The 3,073-nt window shown below is 41.6% G+C and carries 4 protein-coding genes and 1 pseudogene; 3 read left to right on the top strand and 2 right to left on the bottom strand.

Going from position 1 to position 3,073, the window contains the following annotated elements:
- The coding region (locus ACH2DQ_RS21225) for a glycoside hydrolase family 66 protein (protein WP_395028230.1) at positions 1 to 1,078 on the top strand (1,078 nt) is incomplete at its 5' end.
- A gap of 166 nt (positions 1,079 to 1,244) precedes the next feature.
- On the opposite strand, the pseudogene ACH2DQ_RS21220 reads toward ACH2DQ_RS21225, so the two are convergent.
- Both ACH2DQ_RS21220 and ACH2DQ_RS21215 read right to left on the bottom strand, forming a co-directional pair.
- Positions 1,245 to 1,400: pseudogene (locus tag ACH2DQ_RS21220) on the bottom strand (winged helix-turn-helix transcriptional regulator); the annotation flags it as partial.
- 65 nt (positions 1,401 to 1,465) lie between these two features.
- On the bottom strand, positions 1,466 to 1,855 hold the full coding sequence (locus ACH2DQ_RS21215; protein ID WP_394912700.1) for a carboxymuconolactone decarboxylase family protein: 390 nt from the start codon (positions 1,853 to 1,855) through the stop codon (positions 1,466 to 1,468).
- Positions 1,856 to 2,054: 199 nt separating this feature from the next.
- Here ACH2DQ_RS21215 and ACH2DQ_RS21210 point away from each other — a divergent pair, with 199 nt between their 5' ends.
- Both ACH2DQ_RS21210 and ACH2DQ_RS21205 read left to right on the top strand, forming a co-directional pair.
- Positions 2,055 to 2,405, top strand: coding sequence for a MerR family transcriptional regulator (locus ACH2DQ_RS21210; protein WP_394912701.1), 351 nt, complete (start codon positions 2,055 to 2,057; stop codon positions 2,403 to 2,405).
- Positions 2,406 to 2,510: 105 nt separating this feature from the next.
- Positions 2,511 to 3,073 (top strand): transglutaminase domain-containing protein (locus ACH2DQ_RS21205; protein ID WP_395028232.1); only part of this gene is annotated, 563 nt, incomplete at its 3' end.

The following is a 3,073-nucleotide window of genomic DNA, read 5'->3' as shown; positions in this document are numbered from 1 at the left end:
GGCTTTTTACAACGGGAACCAGGAGGTATTCCGGTTTATTGATGTTTTTTATATTATGAATGTGGAAAAAGGGTCTCCATGGAGAAACCATTTAATTCATCAATATAAAGACGCAATTACAAAAGCAGGTTTTTCTGGAATCCATATGGATACTTACGGATTTCCCAAAAGGGCGTATTCCCATTTGCAGGAGCAGCCAAGGCTGGTGAGACTGGATCAGGAATTCTGCGGGCTGATCGATGAGACGCGAAAAGGACTGGAGGAAGCAGCGGACGATCCATGCCTTGTATTTAACAACGTTGGAAACTGGCCGGTGGGTGAAACGGCGAAAAGCACAGTGGACGCAGTGTACATAGAAGTATGGTCACCTTATGACCGCTATTGCCATATTAAGCAGCTGATACAGGAAGCAAAGTATTTCTCAGGAAATAAAAAACCGGTAATTCTGGCAGCATACCTGGCACCATTTCGCACGGAATCCGATGCTTTGGCTGCGAATGCGGCGTATATTCTGACCGCTGCCATTGTTTCTAATGGTGGATATCATCTGCTGCTGGGTGAAAATAATGCAGTATTGACACAGGGCTATTACGGCGACTATAGCATCATGCCAGACGAAACCGCAGTTGTTATGCGTAAATATTATGACTTTATGATACGCTATCTGAACATATTCTATGACCAGACGCTGCAGGATGTATCCATGACACATATCGGATGGGATAACTATGAATACCAGTGTGGATTCCAAAACTGGAGCGTCAACGCAGAAGCAGGAAAAGTCTGGATTACAATCCGGGAAAATGAAAAATTAAAATGTCTTTATCTGATAAATCTGTGTGGCTGCGGCGAAGATAACTGGAACAAAGGGAAAGCAGAGCCAATTATACAGAAAGATTTGACTTTTACTGTAAATGTGGATGGTGATATTCAGGGAATTTACTGCGCCAGCCCTGACAGAGATAGCTGTAAAAGTGAATCCCTGGAATACAGCTATATCCAAAATGAGAAAGGGAAGTTTGTGACGTTCACTGTAGCGGAACTTTTTGTTTGGACGGTTGTATATTTGAAGTTGTAAAAGATGGGTGTTTGCTGAGGAAAGGACGCATTATCAAACCTTTCCGAAGTGCTTTTAGGCGGCACGCAGATACTCACCGAGAAATCATGATGCATTTCTCGGTGAGTATTCGCAGGCTGCCTATATCCTGCGTAAAGTCTTTTGCCGTCTGGCTTTTATTTGCATCCATGACATTGCGGGTAATACCGTCAATATCTTTTTCCAGTTTGGCTAATGATGTGCCGCCCAGACGCAGTCTCCATAAAATAATCGTTTTCCATTTCCCTTTAATCATGTCATGTACCAGTTCTAATGGACAGGTATATTCATTTCTCATTTTCATGTTATTATTTCCATATCTATTTTAATACAGTATCATAAACGGCACAGAGGTTCAACAGAAAATTATCAGTTTGATTCCAGCAATCCTCTCTCTGCAAACACCTTTTTGGCGGTTTGAATGGCATTCAGGACTTTTGGAAACCCGGTATAGGGAACGCATTGTAAAAAGGTCTCCGTTATTTTTTCAGGAGGAATGCCTACATTAAGTGCGCCATTAATATGTACTTCCAGCTGCGGTTCGCACCCTCCCGCAGTCAGTAGGCTGGTTATGGTAATCATTTCCCGCTCACTGAGAGATAATTCCTTACGGTCATAGATATCTCCAAATGCAAATTCTATGATGTATCTTCCCAGATCAGGTGAAATGGAACGCAATGATTGAATAACCGCTTCGCCTCCAACGCCATCAATTTTCTTCAAATTTTCCATTCCTGTTTCAAATCTTGTTTTCTCCATTTTCTTTTTCCTCCAAATCATTTATAATCTAAGGATATGATTTAGACTATAGTCTAAGTCAAGCACTTTTTTGATTTTAAACAAATGAAATTTATTTGAGATTCATATGTGGAATAATTGGAGGCAAAATGAAGGTATAAATGAGGTATAATTGAAGGCATAAATGAAGGTACAAATGAGATGAAGGCAGGGATATGACATGACAATTGGAGAATTTGCGGAAATAACCGGAATTAGTTCCTATACATTGCGTTACTATGAGAAGAAAGGCCTGATTCATGTAAGGAGGGATTCAGGCGGGCGGCGGGATTACTGTGAAAGCGATGTAGAATGGGTAAAGTTCATACAGCGTTTGAAAGAAACGGGTATGCTATTAAGAGACATCAGGCATTATTCGGACTTGAGGTACGAGGGGGATGCAACTATGGGGGAGAGAATGGAATTATTGATACGCCATCGGGAATCCGTGGTGGAAGAACAGAAAAAATGGGATGAATATCTGAAAAATCTGGATGGGAAGATCGCATTTTACCAGGATAAAATCAGATGATTGCATAAGTTTGGAACAAAAGCGTTCCATACTTTCTATTGACGCAATACCGCAGACCCATCTGCGGTATGCAGGGGTATAATTATGAAAAATACGGAGGATACAATGGAGCGTTACTACTATAATCACATGAACAAAATACAACAAAAGGTATACCTGGCAATGAAGGCAGGGCTTACAGCCATGGATTCTGCATTTCTTGTACCCAGGCTGGAGATTCGGGAACTGGGAGAGATTTTTTTCAAGTTGAGGCTGGATTGTCCGGATATATTTTATGCAGTAAATCTTCAATTTCGATCCTATCAGGGTTCCGGCAACGTGGAGGTTGTCCCGGAATATCTGTTTGACAAGGGGAAAATAAAAGAGCATCAAAAGGCAATGAATGCCAGAATAACAAAATTAATCCGGCCGGCAATGTCTATGACGGATTTAGAAAAGGAATTGTTCATTCATGACTTTGTATGCAGCAATGTACGCTACGACAAACTGAAAAAGCCGTATTCCCATGAGATTATCGGTCCCCTTGGACAAGGGGTGGGTGTATGCGAAGGGATCGCCAAAACGGTTAAAATTCTCTGTGATGCTCTGGGAATCTGGTGTATTATTCCAATCTCAGATGCTAACCCGGACAAGAAAATCAAGTACCGCCACGCCTGGAACATCGTTAG

It is taken from the genome of Robinsoniella sp., assembly GCF_034124845.1.
Note: the sequence above shows the minus strand (reverse complement) of the source record. Positions and strands in the feature narration are given on the sequence as shown.